General features: G+C 39.0%; 13 protein-coding genes. 3 read left to right on the top strand and 10 right to left on the bottom strand.

Going from position 1 to position 13,636, the window contains the following annotated elements; all coding sequences use genetic code 11:
* Positions 1 to 6 precede the first annotated feature (6 nt).
* The 3 genes from B3297_RS14065 to B3297_RS14075 form a co-directional block, all read right to left on the bottom strand.
* Entirely contained in the window at positions 7 to 876 is an 870-nt protein-coding gene (locus B3297_RS14065) for a cupin-like domain-containing protein (RefSeq protein ID WP_046673643.1), read from the bottom strand.
* 422 nt (positions 877 to 1,298) lie between these two features.
* A complete protein-coding gene (locus tag B3297_RS14070) occupies positions 1,299 to 2,069 on the bottom strand; it encodes a uroporphyrinogen-III synthase (RefSeq protein ID WP_046673642.1) in 771 nt (256 codons plus the stop codon).
* An 11-nt stretch (positions 2,070 to 2,080) separates the two neighbouring features.
* Positions 2,081 to 3,055 carry a DUF4271 domain-containing protein gene (locus tag B3297_RS14075; protein WP_115046453.1) on the bottom strand — a complete coding sequence of 325 codons (975 nt, stop codon included), beginning with the start codon at positions 3,053 to 3,055 and terminating at the stop codon, positions 2,081 to 2,083.
* A gap of 123 nt (positions 3,056 to 3,178) precedes the next feature.
* On the opposite strand from B3297_RS14075, the gene B3297_RS14080 reads away from it, so the two are divergent.
* Both B3297_RS14080 and B3297_RS14085 read left to right on the top strand, forming a co-directional pair.
* Entirely contained in the window at positions 3,179 to 3,742 is a 564-nt protein-coding gene (locus tag B3297_RS14080) for a DNA-3-methyladenine glycosylase I (RefSeq protein WP_286779051.1), read from the top strand.
* Positions 3,743 to 3,846: 104 nt separating this feature from the next.
* Entirely contained in the window at positions 3,847 to 4,344 is a 498-nt protein-coding gene (locus B3297_RS14085) for a hypothetical protein (RefSeq protein ID WP_070570331.1), read from the top strand.
* Between the two features lie 44 nt (positions 4,345 to 4,388).
* Here B3297_RS14085 and hpt read toward each other — a convergent pair whose 3' ends face one another.
* Positions 4,389 to 4,928 carry a hypoxanthine phosphoribosyltransferase gene (gene hpt / locus B3297_RS14090; RefSeq protein WP_046673639.1) on the bottom strand — a complete coding sequence of 180 codons (540 nt, stop codon included), beginning with the start codon at positions 4,926 to 4,928 and terminating at the stop codon, positions 4,389 to 4,391.
* 27 nt (positions 4,929 to 4,955) lie between these two features.
* Entirely contained in the window at positions 4,956 to 7,130 is a 2,175-nt protein-coding gene (locus tag B3297_RS14095; protein ID WP_046673638.1) for a transglycosylase domain-containing protein, read from the bottom strand.
* A 513-nt stretch (positions 7,131 to 7,643) separates the two neighbouring features.
* On the opposite strand from B3297_RS14095, the gene B3297_RS14100 reads away from it, so the two are divergent.
* Positions 7,644 to 8,708: an Mrp/NBP35 family ATP-binding protein gene (locus tag B3297_RS14100; RefSeq protein ID WP_046673637.1), complete on the top strand. Its 1,065-nt coding sequence runs from the start codon at positions 7,644 to 7,646 to the stop codon at positions 8,706 to 8,708.
* An 81-nt stretch (positions 8,709 to 8,789) separates the two neighbouring features.
* On the opposite strand, the gene B3297_RS14105 is transcribed toward B3297_RS14100, so the two are convergent.
* The 5 genes from B3297_RS14105 to B3297_RS14125 form a co-directional block, all read right to left on the bottom strand.
* Positions 8,790 to 9,557 carry an exodeoxyribonuclease III gene (locus B3297_RS14105; protein WP_070561278.1) on the bottom strand — a complete coding sequence of 256 codons (768 nt, stop codon included), beginning with the start codon at positions 9,555 to 9,557 and terminating at the stop codon, positions 8,790 to 8,792.
* 72 nt (positions 9,558 to 9,629) lie between these two features.
* Positions 9,630 to 10,388, bottom strand: a complete 759-nt coding sequence (locus B3297_RS14110) for a peptidylprolyl isomerase (protein WP_046673635.1) — start codon at positions 10,386 to 10,388, stop codon at positions 9,630 to 9,632.
* A 58-nt stretch (positions 10,389 to 10,446) separates the two neighbouring features.
* Complete coding sequence (locus tag B3297_RS14115) at positions 10,447 to 10,794, bottom strand: hypothetical protein (RefSeq protein ID WP_046673634.1); 348 nt, start codon at positions 10,792 to 10,794, stop codon at positions 10,447 to 10,449.
* A gap of 37 nt (positions 10,795 to 10,831) precedes the next feature.
* Positions 10,832 to 11,278 carry a low molecular weight protein-tyrosine-phosphatase gene (locus B3297_RS14120; protein ID WP_070561279.1) on the bottom strand — a complete coding sequence of 149 codons (447 nt, stop codon included), beginning with the start codon at positions 11,276 to 11,278 and terminating at the stop codon, positions 10,832 to 10,834.
* A gap of 595 nt (positions 11,279 to 11,873) precedes the next feature.
* A complete protein-coding gene (locus B3297_RS14125) occupies positions 11,874 to 13,427 on the bottom strand; it encodes a Do family serine endopeptidase (protein ID WP_046673632.1) in 1,554 nt (517 codons plus the stop codon).
* Positions 13,428 to 13,636: the final 209 nt, after the last annotated feature.

Consider the following 13,636-nt stretch of genomic DNA (forward strand, 5'->3'; position numbering starts at 1 on the left):
TCTATATTAACGTTTGTTTCTTTTGATTGCATTATTGGCTCGGCGTTTCGCCGTTTTGATTTTGTAGTGGAACCAATGGTCTTTGAAGATCTTTCGCATGGTATTGTCAAAATGTCTCGTGATAAACAGATTACGCGCCCCCTTCAACTTTTCACTGATCGAATTTGCTAATGCCCTAACAGAAATCGAATAGCCCTCTGTCTCATATTGAATGTAATGCCACCAGCCTGCTGGCATATATAAGGTTTCGCCAGGATGAATGACTGCTTCATAACCTTCTAGGTACTTAATTCCGGGATATTCCTCTTCACTACTATATTTTGGGTTGGCAATACTATGAAAATTGTAGGGCAATTTGTACATCAAATCAGATTGATCATTCGGAAAAAGCCAAATACGTTTTAATCCTTGAAATTGAGAGATAAATACGTGTGACATATCGATATCGAAATGATTACGGGTACTTGACCCCTCTCCACCAAAGAACATAAATGGCAACCATTGCAAGACCTTACCTCCCGTGACATCATTATAAATAACATCGTTTTTCAGTTCAGGACGTATTTTGAGCAGATTGAACAAAAACAACCGTAACTCAGTAGGTTCTTTTGTGATCAGATCCAAATACTCTGCAAATGTCATATGGCCAACAGGAGCACTGGCAGCACGGTCCATTGATTCCTCCTCTTTTCCATAGACATCTATTTTTATATCTCCTGCGATTTCCTTAAAGTAATCATAACTCCATTTCTTCCATGCTGGACTTTCTGCACTGATAAAATCTGATATAATTACAGGAAAACCTGGTTTCAGATAATTCTTTAAGAAGTCCTCTGATTGAATGCCCGAAATTTTATCAACTTGCTTTAACTTCACGACTGACTAATTTTGCTTAATTACAAACATAAAAAAAATATTTCTATCAAATTTTAAAAATATTGTCTATGCTTTATTTTTAATTGGAACAAATTACTCCTAGCAATTTAATAGAAATATATTTAAAATCTCCATGACCTTCGTCACTTTTATTACATTTTAACATCATCGATTCGACTCGCAACCATTTCTACCCCCTTAAGATAAACATATTATTCATCTATCTTTTATAAGAGGAACATACCACAGCTATTGATCATCTGCCGATACGTAAAATTGTCGTCGTACCGACATCGATTCGGAATGATAAAACGCCCTTCCCCATAGAAGTCTTTAGCGATTTTGTGGTCCTTAAAATTGCATAAATAACAAAAAAAGGGTCTTAAGAACCCTTTTTTTGTTATTTACCTTATGTTAGGCTACTACTTATTTACCTTTTTGATATATTCTTCGACAGCCATCGTCATACTTGGCGCTTTTGGTGTTGGAGCAGGGATATCTAAAATTAATCCGTGATCTAAAAGAGCCTGTTGCGTAGAAGCGCCAAATGCTGCAATCCTTGTATTATTCTGCTTAAAATCAGGGAAGTTATCATATAAGGACTGTACACTTGAAGGACTAAAGAACACGATAACATCGTAGAAAACATCTTTCAAATCCGTCAAATCGCTTACCACAGTTCTAAAAAGCACAGCTGGTGTAAATTTATAGCCGTTTTGTAGTAACCAATTACTTGTTTCCTCATTAGCAACATCCGAACAAGGGAACAAAAAATTCTCCCCTTTGTGTTTTTTCAATACCTCTTCAAGGTCTTTCGCGGTCTGTTTACCAAAGAAAATCTTCCGTTTTCTATATTGAATATACTTCTGAAGATAAAGGGCAATCGTCTCTGAAATACAGAAATATTTCATTTCTGCAGACACTTCAAACCGCATCTCTTCGCAAATTCTAAAATAATGATCTACAGCATTTCTACTCGTAAATATTACGGCAGAATAATCTGCTAAATTAACCTTATCCCTACGCACATCTTTGGCAGGAACTCCTTCTACGTGTATAAAACCTCGAAAATCTAATTTTAACCCGTATTTCTTTGCTAAATCATAATAAGGGGACTTATCGTTTTCAGGTTTTGGTAAAGTCACCAGTACACTTTTTACCTTCTTTGCTCTTTCTACGTCTGAAGTTTGCATATTAACCAGTTTTAGCTCAATAATCTTAACAGTATTAATATTGGTGCTATTTCTAGGCAACAAAGGTACAAAATTAAATAGGAAATTGAAAATTTATACATGGACATAATATGAGTCGCTGTCTTAAGAAATCGATAGAAAAAGAGTAAGGCCGCTCCAACGATGGCCAAATGCAGCACCACACCCACCGATGTCAACGGCACAAGACTCAAAATTAATAATACAGGAAGCATTAAAAAAAGTGTATTGAAATAAATCAGATACAGCACGGTCACATATTCTTTTACCAACTTTCTGATTTGAAACACAAAGGATAAGAACCGAATAAACCCGATTTTTAGTGCAAACAAAGCGCCAACCATTCCCACAGTCTTCATATAATTGGGAAAAGTAATAAAATCAAATCTATTTAATTCATACGCATAAAATAGACTTACAAATAAGCCCATTGCCCCAGAGAATAATATAAACAGAAAAATAAATGGCCAAGATGTCAGGATCGTATCCTCCTTACTTACTGATAGTAAGACCCGATCGTCCCAATAGCCCTGAAAAACCAATTTGATATCTGACGGGAAGAATACCCGAATCATCCCAACACCAAAAATTAATGCGAGAACTGTAAATAAAATCCAATTTTCACGATGAGCCTTGAGCGTGCCATATTGCCGATCCAAATTACTACTTCTTAATTCACCCTGAAAATACTGCTGTACATCAAAATTATAAATGTTATGAACCTTCAGCCCTTCCCCGTTTACGGTTACGATCCGATATTGATTCTGTAACGCAGGGTTCAAAGATGCCAAGACTTTCTGGTTTGGCGATTCAACAGAATCTTTTACTACATTTAGACTATCAGCCTTAACTGTGCTGCTGTTTTGTACAACCGCCCGAAAAGTCCGCCGCTGCGCATTCAATCCCGTAAAGGAAAATAGCAGAAGCACTACAAATAGAAGATGATATTTGAAGATAGTTACGCTCATTAAAATGAATTGTCTCTTAACGGCAATGAAATACTCATGAACCGTCTCTATTCGAAACTCTTTAATTTTGGTCGTAAAGTTAGGATAAAAAGTTATATTGCATTCAAAAAATCTTCAGAGAACATGTACAAAGAAATCATACGTTGTCAATGGTGCGGGTCTGATCCGCAATATGTAGACTATCACGATAAAGAATGGGGGCGACAAGTCCGCGATGACAAAACTTTATTTGAATTTTTGATCCTGGAGTCTGCACAAGCTGGCTTAAGCTGGATCACAATTCTTCGTCGAAGAGCAGCATACCAAGAAGCTTTTGCCAACTTTGATGTTGATCAAGTCGCGGCCTATACCAATGAACATGTTGCGAGGCTTTTGAGCGATTCGGGAATCATCAAACACAGGAATAAAATTGAATCCACCATTACCAATGCGCAACATTTCAAGAAAATTCAAGCAGAACATGGTAGCTTCTATGACTACTTATACAGCTTTTTGCCCGAAAAACAACCGATTGTAAACCACTGGAGCAGTTTGCAACAGGTACCTGCAACGACAGTTATTTCTGATAAGATAGCAAAAGATATGAAGAAAAGGGGGTTCAAATTTTTCGGCTCTACCATTTGTTATGCGTATATGCAGGCCGTTGGAATGGTGAACGACCATATCGAAACCTGTTCGTTTAAATAGGCTAGCCAGTAAAATGCGCATCGATTTCGCAAATCAATTTGAAAGAATCAAAACAAGTGCTCTACCCCATAAAAAACGAACCTTTAAGAACAGAAATGCCAGCTATGAATCAAATCGACCTAACACAAAACCAATTGGTATTAAAAGAAAAAAAGGGACCGCTAGTTGCCAGAATATTCATCTATTTACTGACCATAATGACGATAATTCTCCCATTAGGCGGCTTCATTGCCAATGTTCTCAATGACGGGGTAACACTTATGAGTGTTGTCTTCTATGGTATATTCGGATTAATAGCATGGTATATGATCCGGGTTTCACTATGGAATACCTATGGCACTGAAATTATTCATTTTCAAAAAAACAAATTTAATTACGCAGCTAACTACCAATGGTTTAAAGGAAGTCTAAAAGAATTTGATTTTGAAAAGATAGACTTTACAATACAAAAAGCGGGCTATGAAGAAGATCATAAAGGTGTCTTGGTCATTAAATTTGATGAAAAGGAAATGTTTGAAACTGTCTCTAAATTCCCCTTGTCTGATCTGGAAATTTTGCTCATCAATCTGAAAGCATTATACAGCGATCAAACGCTTGAATAGAGCGAAATTCTACCATTAAAATCTAACGATCACTTGATAGCACATTAGATTGCTACGTTTTTATAAATATCGGGGAGATTCCGACAAAGACCATTAAAGTCCATACCATACCCAACTACAAATTCCTTACTTATTTCAAAGCCAACATAAGTTAATTCCTCAAAATGATACTGCAGCGCCTCAGGTTTAACCAAAAGTGCGCAAGCAATCACACTGGCTGGATTTAATTTTTTTACAGCATCCAAGGTGTATTTGAGTGAATGCCCGGAGTCGACAATATCTTCTACAATAATCACATCCCGGCCTTCAAGGTCGATACCAAGTCCTAAAAGCTCGTTTAATTCAGATTGTCCCGTTCCAATATAAGATGCCAACTTAATAAATGACATCTCACAAGGAACATCAATTTGCTTAAGCAAATCTGCCATAAACATAAAACATCCATTCAAGACACCTATAAAAACAGGCAGTTTGTGTTCATAACGCCGGCTTATATCAATCCCCATTAGGCGCACTCGCTTCTGAATTTGTTCTTCTTCAAATAAAGGTTCGAAAAGCAATCCGTCAATTTCTATCTTTTTCATGTTAATATCCTTCTTTCGCCACAAACACTATTTGTGTGCGTCGTTTTGTTTTTCTTCTTTTTTACGTCCCAATATCTTGTCAAATAGCGATCGTTTTGGTTTCTCTGGTTCAGTCGCCTCCTCATCTTTCTTTTCCGTTAGATCCATTTGTTTTAGCTTCTTTGGAACAGATACACTTTCAAGATTATCGGCAGGAGAGCTACTTTCGAGACGATCGAACAACAATGGATCATCTCCCATATCAAATACATCAACCGAATCTACCACAGCTGGTCGAGCTGCCCGCAGATGCGGTTGCAGAACAACTTCATAAAAACCATAATTTGAAGTTGTTGAATCCACACTAATCTGCCCTGTTTTGGTCATAATATGACCATAGGTATTAAAATAGCGCAACATATTCCCTTTCAGGTGCCCTGTCCAATCAAAAAAGTTGAGTCCTTTTTTAGGTCGTGGAACGATACTGGACAAAAATATACTCTCTCCAAGCCCCAACTGTGCCGGTGTTTTTCCAAAATAATAACGCGCAGCTTCGGTGATACCATATACATTATTCCCCCATTCGATGACATTCAGGTAAACCTCGTACATGCGTTGTTTGCTGACTTGCTGTGAACGCTCCATCAGCCATACCAGCAAAATTTCTTCCAGCTTCCGCACAACGGTCTTATTCCGATTTAGAAAAACATTTTTTACCAGTTGCATAGATATCGTACTCGCCCCGCGCTTAAACCCTTTTTCCTTGATATTTGTAGCAATGGAGAGCTTAAAAGCCTTCTCCTCAAAGCCCTTGTGTTTAAAGAAAAAGGGGTCTTCTGTATTGATCAAACTAATCTGCATATAACGGGATATTTGATCTAGCGGTGTAAAATTAGGGTTTTGAGGCCCCACCACAATCTCCCGCATCGGCTTACCATCTTCGTAAGCTGTATACGTGAAAGGCGTATTTAGCATCGCAATATCAGCCTCTCCCCATTTAACGACTTTTAAATCCCTATCATCCATTTTGGAAGAGAAAAGAAGCTTTTCGGGCTTTTTTATTTCGAGCGCAAAGTTTAGATCGTATTGAATGTGCCCCTCCACCTGAATACCGTCTAAACCTGGAAATAGTCCAACTGGCATGGCATCAAAAAAGTGCTGAGCCTCGATCTTATCTGTGTGAATAGCGAAGAAGAGCTCTTTCTCCGGCTTGTGCACATATTTGACATAAGGTGAAAACACAAAATCTTTGACCTGTACGGTACTTTCTTTACTCACTTCAATCGATGATGCTCCAATATTCAATGCCCCCTGCATGATGGCTTCAGGAAAGATGACATCTTTACTAGAAATACGCCAGTGATTTACTTTCAAATTTTTAAAGCCCCATTGCCCATGCAATTCCAGCAATTCCTTATTCCTCCTGTGCGCCTTGTCCAGTCGGAAGGATATTTCATCAAAACTTACTGCAAGACCAAATTTGCGTTGCAACAAGGGAAGATTGACCTCCTTTTTATCAGAAAAAAGGCGAAGGTCACATTCTTGATTATCCGAATCTATTGTTCCAGTCAGATTCCAGGCCGCTTCATGGTCGTTTAGCAGGAACTTCGTTTCCATATCTCCACCGTCGATCACCGCAGAGGGAATGACAATGCGCTGTGAAGTGCTGTCATCGCGATAGGAAAGCTCAAGATTCTTGAGATCAAGATCATTTGGAACCTTAAAAAACACATTTTTCAACAATCGATCTGCTAAAGCTGCCAGATTCTGTTTTGGATTATCATTTTCTACGGTATCTTTTTTCTGTTTCTTGAATAAGAAATCGTAGTTACTGACCGAGTCTTTTTTAACAAGAGAAACGGTCCCATTATCCAAAATAACCTGCCCCAATTTTACATCTCCGAATAGCAAAGGCCACAATTTTACAGATACCGTAAGATCATTGATTTGTGCCAATTGATCGCGATGTCTGGGCAACAATTGTATATTCTTAAACTGTACTGCACTAATTCCCTGGAAGGCATAATATTGGATCTTCAATTCCATATCATACTTTTCAAGCAACTTTGCTTTCGCTTTGTTGATTGCTCCCATGAGCATGGCATCTCTTTTCTGATAAGCATAGGTACCAACTGCAATAGCCAAAACCAGCATAGCAGCTAGCGCAATATAAAGCCATCGCCACTTGCGGGACTTAAAAGATGTTATAAATCGATTGGACATAATTATTACTTAATGCAAATTCGTGCATATCAACAGTCAAACTTAGATAAATTAGCTTTTATATGCAATTTAATTGCGTGGCATATATACGTAATTTATCGATCTCTCCTCTGCCTATTGAGGAATTTATTTATTGAGGAATTATACATGAAGTTTTTCTAAGCACACATAGACGGATAAAAATGATAAAAGCCATTCCGACCAATGGCATGACAACTTTCCAATAAGCTTATTTTCTAGCAGGAATTTACAACTTATTTTATAGGGATTTAAAACGGGTTTTATAGGGGTTCATCCGAATGAAGTCCGAATGAGGTCCCTATCAGGTCCCTATTAGGTCCGTTTAAAGAATAGGAATACTCACTTCATGTTTTGAACCTGAACTATGGAAGATTAATGTCCCATCCCTTTTAGTGTAATACAGCTTTCTAAATCCCATTAAAAACAAAGAAATGACATGAAATTGATCTGCAATGAGTAGTTTTGTAATCCGTGATTACAAATGAATAACAGATGGTTACCAAAGAACAAGTATTAAATGCATTATCCTATGTTGAAGAGCCTGATTTGAAAAAGGATCTTGTAACATTGAATATGATTCAAAATATCGAAATCGAAGGCCAAAAAATTTCTTTCGATGTCATTTTAACTACGCCAGCTTGCCCGCTTAAAGACCATATTGAGCATGCTTGTCGAAACGCTATAGCCCATTTCATCGACAAAAATCTCGAAGTTCAGATCAATATGACTTCCAATGTGATTGGGAAGCAAGGTGCACAAGTGTCGGGTATTAAAAATATCATTTTGGTATCTTCAGGCAAAGGTGGAGTTGGTAAATCTACGGTTGCCGCCAATCTAGCTCTTGCTCTCCATGCCAAAGGTGCTAAAACAGGACTTTTAGATGCCGATATCTATGGACCATCGCTTCCGATTATGTTTGGATTGGAAGGCGCTAAGCCAGGTTCGGTAGAAATGCCAGACGGACAGGTTAAAATTGAACCGCTTGAAAAATTTGGGCTGAAATTACTTTCAATAGGATTTTTCACCGATCCAAACCAACCTATTCCATGGCGTGGTCCAATGACCACCTCCGCAATCAAGCAGCTTTTTAACGATGCGCACTGGGGCGAACTGGATTACTTGGTCGTTGATATGCCTCCAGGCACTGGTGACATCCATATCACCGTATCGCAGACATTCCCTATTGCCGGAGCTGTGATTGTCACTACGCCGCAGCACGTTGCCCTGGCCGACGCCGTCAAAGGAATTGGAATGTTCTTAATGGATAGCATCAATATTCCATTATTGGGCGTCGTAGAAAATATGGCCTATTTTACCCCGGCTGAGCTGCCAGAAAATAAATACTATATTTTTGGTAAAGACGGTGGAAAACGTTTAGCAGAAGAATATAAAGTTCCTTTCCTTGGTGAAATCCCTTTATTAAAAGGCATTTCTGATGCTGGAGATAATGGTTTCCCAGTTGCCATAGATACCGAAGACCCTGTAACGAAATCATTTTTAACGATTGCAGAGAAAGTTGCCCAGCAACTTTCCATTATCCATAGCCAGGGGAAATAATTAGTTAATAATGTCCCTCGTGCTTCACAAAAAAAAGGCTTTCATACATATGAAAGCCTTTTTTTGTGAGATGCCATCTAATTAGACGGCAAGCTCCAACAATACCGGGCAATGATCGGAATGGACAGCATCTGGCATTATGCTGGACGATTTGATTTTCTCTGCCAGAGGTTTTGAAACCATATTATAATCAATACGCCAACCTAGATTTTTCGCACGTGCTCCAGCACGGTAACTCCACCAACTGTAATGGTGCGGATCCGGATTTAAATGGCGAAAAGAGTCGATATAGCCCGAATTAATAAAATTCTCCATCCATTCGCGCTCCTCTGGAAGAAATCCCGAAGAATTTGCATTTGATTTTGGATTGTGAATATCAATAGCACGGTGACAAATATTATAATCACCACAAACGACCAAATTCGGTTTTTCGACCAAAAGCTTATCGCTATATAACTGAAAATCCGCCAGAAAACGGTATTTAAAATCCTGTCGCACGTCTCCTGTCGTACCTGATGGAAAATAAGTACTCATCACGGAAACCTGATCAAAATCAGCACGGATAATACGTCCTTCAAAATCATAATCTTCATGGCCGCAACCATACTCAATATGCTTAGGTGTGATACGCGTAAACAAGGCGACTCCGCTATAGCCTTTTTTTTGAGCGGGATACCAGTAATGCTCATAGCCCATCTGTTCCAACAAAGCAATTTCAGGAATTTGATCCGGTGTAGCTTTAATCTCCTGAAGACAGATGACATCTGCATTTACAGTTTTCAACCAGCCTAACCAATCTTTCTTCAAGGCTGCACGTAAACCATTCACATTATAGGTTACTATTTTCATTTTTTGAATATTGAGATGCTAAATAATAAAGGAAAAAGCTCTTCAACCCCTGATTTGCGAATCATAACGACATTAATAATCCTTGGAAGAGAACAGATCACCAATTTTAGAAAAGATACCCGTCTGAGGTTTTAGACCTTTTAGTTCTCGCTCCAGGTTTAACGCTTCTCGTCTTGTGAGCACGTGCATGCTCATTTTCTGGTCGACTTCTGGCCTATCGTGCTTATCGGTTTTCACAGCTGCAATCTGATCGATGACATCCACGCCTTTGACCAGCTCACCAAATACGGTATAATTCCAATCCAAATGCGGAGCTCCACCAATAGTCGTATACGCCTGACGTTGCACTTCCGAAAATTTCTTACCATTCATTCGTGTTTGCTCCAAACGATCGAGGTCTTCAGGGGTGAATACCTTTCCCTGAACGAGATAAAATTGAGAACCTGAAGAAGCCTTTGCGGGATTATTATCTCGAGCCGCTCCGATAGTACCTTTTTTATGGAATAAACCATCCTGAATCTCTGCAGGAATTGTATACCCTGGTCCTCCATTACCCAATTGAGCGCCGCCAACGGCATTTCTTGAATCAGGATCACCACCCTGAATCATAAAATTCTGGATGACACGATGGAACAAAGTCCCGTCGTAATATTTACTTTTTGCCAATTTGACAAAGTTATCCCGATGTTTAGGTGTCTCATTATACAACCGCAGCACACAGGTCCCCTTGTCAGTAACGATCTGTACATATTTAAACTCGGGTTTAGCCGCAAATGCCAAAACCTGCAGAAAGCAGAATACTGCTATTAAACTAGCCTTTAAAAATTTCATCTGTTAATAATTATATGCTCCCAATTAGAACTTCCAATTTTTTCAATTGTGCTATTTTCTAGATAACGTTTAATTCCTCAAAATAATTTATGATCAAGGACTTCATAATCAGTTCTTGTTCCAAAAGCGTATAGTTAGGAATAGGTTTTACCAATTCCCAATGTGGCCACCCCTCTTCATCCAGACCTTTCAGATTATAAAATCCCATTGCACTGAAAAGACGACAGGTCGCAATGTGCATCAATTCTTCTTTTTCCCGTTTTGAGAACTTTTGAGCACCTTTACCCAATTCCTGAACACCAATGAGGAATAAACAGACTTTGATGTCCGGCTTTTCCATATCGAATAGTGAAGCAATTTCATCCTGTAGAATACTCCACTTCTTATTTACTTCTGCTGCTTTCATTTTTTTGTTTTAAACAAACTAAGATAAATAAATACACTTATGCCGTTAGATTCCCTCCTTTTGCAATAACCTCTGCACAGCGCTGATCAATCATCTGAAAAACTGGATCGAACAAATTATCGTCAAAATACGGATCGGGAACAACATCATCTCCTAAAAACAATTTCACTTTGTTCAGGTCTTCCTTATCAATCACCTGAGCGCATACATCTTCATAATTTTGTCTATCCATCACAAATATAAGATCATATTCGGCAAAAAAATGCGGCTTGAAATGTCGGGCCCGCTGACCGGAAATATCGACACCATACTTCTTTGCAATGGCTATCGCCCTACGGTCGGGTGCTTCACCAATGTGCCAGTCACCTGTACCCGCCGATTCAACGACCCAATTTAATTGATTATCCGCAACTTTTTGTTTTAATATACCATGTGCAAGGGGCGAACGACAGATATTGCCCAAACAAACCATTAAAATCTTCATCTCTATAATTTTAAAAAACTATCAAGCAATCGCGATACCGTTGACTGATCCAACTAAAGGACGCAAAGAACGCCTTTAGCCCATATAATCAGGCTCTCATTCTTGTCGATAGCAAAATATATAATAAATCATCAGGCCAGAAAGACGCAGCTTAACAAGTACTGGCGCTGTTCGGCACTTCATTCCGCAAAATAGCTAAACTAAAATTATTAAGGAAACAACCAGCTTAAAATTGACCTACATGTTACCAAGTGACATAGCATTTCCACCAAATTTTCCTGATTTCGCATACAAAAACAGCGGAAAAACCCGCCTAAAAATCATTCTGACCAATAACTGAGTTCATTAAAGCCAATGAAATTAAACAATGCTTAGTAAACCAAGCATAGCGAGTTCATTACTCCCTTAATGAAAAAACGTGATCATAATACAAAGGATAAAACCTTCATGACTTCGCAGCCACCAATAGCAATGAAAGCAAACTGAAGGTTCTTTCTGGCCAATAAGATCAGACACTTTCAGAAAAAAAAGGTGGCCTAACCTTACGGCTAGAACCACCTAAACTATATTAATCAACCAATTCTTAATTCAACGCTTAATATTCTACTGGGAAGCTCAATTGAACAGCACCACCTTGAGGAGATACCCCTTTCAATCGCACAATATTACGTTGTGTTGCGCCAAGCGCAGTTTCAACATCGTCTACTGTATTTACAGCTTTTCCATTAACCTCAGTAATGACCAATCCACGCTCTACACCGAAGTAATCAAAGATGCCACCACGATTCACTTGGGTCACAACAACTCCAGAGTTGACACCCAGCTCTTTTTTCTTCTGAGCTGAAGCAGGAATAAAGCTTGCACCCAATTTATTGTAAATCTCCGTTGCACTTTTAGAAGCTTTACCGCCGGTATTTGCGGTCTTCAAGGATTCTTCCCCTTTCAATGTCATGGTTACTTGTTTTTCCTTACCATCACGTTTGTAGGTGACATTGACCTTATCTCCAGGACGCGCACGACCTATAGTTTCACTTAAGACAGGTGAACCTGTGATCACTTTTCCATTAATCTTGGTCAGGATATCTCCTTTTTTAACACCTGCAGCCTCTGCGGCACCACCAGCTACAACGTCTTGAACATACAAGCCATCAACATCTGTGAAACCTTTCTCTTTAGCAAGTTCAGGTGTTATTTCGGTATAGGTAACACCGATATAACCGCGTTTTACATTACCGTATTCGACAAAGTCATCGACAATCTTTTTCACCAAATTGACCGGAATCGCAAAACCATAACCCGCATATGTTCCTGTCGGAGAAGCGATAGCAGAGTTAATACCAATCAATTCTCCCGAAGCATTCGTCAACGCACCACCACTATTTCCTTTATTGATAACAGCATCTGTTTGAATAAAGGATTCTATCGCTGAACTCACCGGGATTTGATCCTGTCCACCACCAAATGGATTACCACGTTGTTGCTGACCTTCACTCAGAATACCGATCTGACGACCCTTTGCACTAATGATACCTGCGGTAACTGTAGATTGAAGCCCTAGCGGGTATCCAAAAGCCAACACCCATTCACCGACATTGACATTATCTGAGTTACCTAACTTGACCACAGGAAGCCCCTTGCCTGACACTTTCAACAAGGCTAAATCTGTATTCGGATCACGTCCGATCAATTTGGCTTCAAACGTACGTTTGTCTGTTAATACGACTTCAATTTTATCTGCATCTTCTACGACGTGGTTATTCGTTACAATATAACCATCATCCGAGATAATTACACCTGATCCGGATGCCTGCACAGGTTGCGCCTGCATTTGACGACGTCCACCACCTTGTGGCATGCCAAAAAACTCTTCAAACATATCGAACGGAGAACCTTGCGATTGCTGTGATCCTTTACGGCTATAGGTTGTCTTAATATGCACTACACCTGGCGACACTATTGCGGCAGCCTGGGTGAAATCAGGATTGCCTGTTGAAGACATAACTCCTGTAGGATTGTTTGCAAAATAAACTTTTTGTTTGTCTTCGAAAGACATACCATCCAACTTCTTATTCTCAATAAGCTTGTAACCACCTAATGCTACCGCTCCACCGAAAACAGCCGTTAATAGCGTTAAACCGACCTTATTCATAAACTTATTTCTATTTTAAAATGTCCTAATATATGCTGATAACTTTTGCTCCTAAAATTACCGATTTTATTCGGATATGTTCAAATGTAATACCATTTCAAGGCCTTCGGAAAATCCGACACGTTAAAAAATGTTAATTGCTAGACAAATGCAATCATTTTAACAAATCTTAACTTTTACCCGGTTTTTTGTAACAAAAAAACGTATTT

The organism is Sphingobacterium sp. UBA3519 (assembly GCF_002377215.1).
In the GTDB taxonomy this organism is placed as follows: domain Bacteria; phylum Bacteroidota; class Bacteroidia; order Sphingobacteriales; family Sphingobacteriaceae; genus Sphingobacterium; species Sphingobacterium multivorum.

Coding starts and splice junctions, on each gene's coding strand:
- B3297_RS14070 (WP_046673642.1), bottom strand. CDS start 2,069: ATGCAAACTTCAGACGTAGAAAGAGCAAAGAAGGTAAAAAGTGTACTG.
- B3297_RS14075 (WP_115046453.1), bottom strand. CDS start 3,055: ATGAGCGTAACTATCTTCAAATATCATCTTCTATTTGTAGTGCTTCTG.
- B3297_RS14080 (WP_286779051.1), top strand. CDS start 3,179: ATGTACAAAGAAATCATACGTTGTCAATGGTGCGGGTCTGATCCGCAA.
- B3297_RS14085 (WP_070570331.1), top strand. CDS start 3,847: ATGAATCAAATCGACCTAACACAAAACCAATTGGTATTAAAAGAAAAA.
- hpt (WP_046673639.1), bottom strand. CDS start 4,928: ATGAAAAAGATAGAAATTGACGGATTGCTTTTCGAACCTTTATTTGAA.
- B3297_RS14095 (WP_046673638.1), bottom strand. CDS start 7,130: ATGTCCAATCGATTTATAACATCTTTTAAGTCCCGCAAGTGGCGATGG.
- B3297_RS14100 (WP_046673637.1), top strand. CDS start 7,644: ATGGTTACCAAAGAACAAGTATTAAATGCATTATCCTATGTTGAAGAG.
- B3297_RS14105 (WP_070561278.1), bottom strand. CDS start 9,557: ATGAAAATAGTAACCTATAATGTGAATGGTTTACGTGCAGCCTTGAAG.
- B3297_RS14110 (WP_046673635.1), bottom strand. CDS start 10,388: ATGAAATTTTTAAAGGCTAGTTTAATAGCAGTATTCTGCTTTCTGCAG.
- B3297_RS14115 (WP_046673634.1), bottom strand. CDS start 10,794: ATGAAAGCAGCAGAAGTAAATAAGAAGTGGAGTATTCTACAGGATGAA.
- B3297_RS14120 (WP_070561279.1), bottom strand. CDS start 11,278: ATGAAGATTTTAATGGTTTGTTTGGGCAATATCTGTCGTTCGCCCCTT.
- B3297_RS14125 (WP_046673632.1), bottom strand. CDS start 13,427: ATGAATAAGGTCGGTTTAACGCTATTAACGGCTGTTTTCGGTGGAGCG.